The following is a 775-nucleotide window of genomic DNA, read 5'->3' as shown; positions in this document are numbered from 1 at the left end:
CGCCCCGAAGCACCCGCGCTGTGCTTCGGCGAGCAAACGCTGAGCTACGGCGAACTCAACACACAGGCCAACCGCCTTGCACACCGGCTGATCGCCCGGGGCGTGAAGCCCGAGACCAAGGTGGGCATCGCGGTGGAACGCTCCATCGAGATGGTGGTGGGTATCCTGGCGATCCGAAGGCCGGCGCGCCTACGTGCCGCTGGACCCGGAGTACCCCACAGATCGGCTGACGTACATGGTCCGCGACAGCGGCATCGCGCTGCTGCTCACGCAGAGCCACCTGCAGGTGCCGGGCACCGAGGCGCTGCAGGTGTTGGCCCTGGACACGCTCGACGTTAGTGCGGAACCCCACACCAACCCCGATATCGACCTGCACGGCGAGAACCTCGCCTACGTCATCTACACCTCCGGCCGTCCCAAGGGTGCACAGCTGTGCCACCGCAACGTGACACGGCTGCTCGATGCCACCGATGCCTGGTTCGGCTTCGGCCCCGAGGACGTGTGGACGATGTTCCACTCCTACGCCTTCGACTTCTCCGTGTGGGAGATCTTCGGGGCCCTGTGCACCGGGGGCAAGCTGGTGGTCGTGCCGTTCTGGGTCAGCCGCTCGCCCGAGGACTTCCTGCAGCTGCTGCAGGTGCAGAAGGTGAGCGTGCTCAACCAGACGCCTTCGGCCTTTGGCCAACTGACCAGCCTGCCGCAAGTCCATGATTTGACATTGCGCACCGTCATCTTCGGCGGCGAAGCGCTCGACCCGCAGCGCCTGCGCCAGTGG

The 775-nt window shown here is 66.2% G+C and carries 1 pseudogene; it reads left to right on the top strand.

The annotated features are described in order from the left end of the window. Positions 1-775, top strand: a pseudogene (locus PMI12_RS26240) (AMP-binding protein); the annotation flags it as partial.

This window comes from Variovorax sp. CF313 (assembly GCF_000282635.1).
In the GTDB taxonomy this organism is placed as follows: Bacteria; Pseudomonadota; Gammaproteobacteria; order Burkholderiales; family Burkholderiaceae_C; genus Variovorax.
This window is presented reverse-complemented; position numbering and strand designations above follow the sequence as displayed.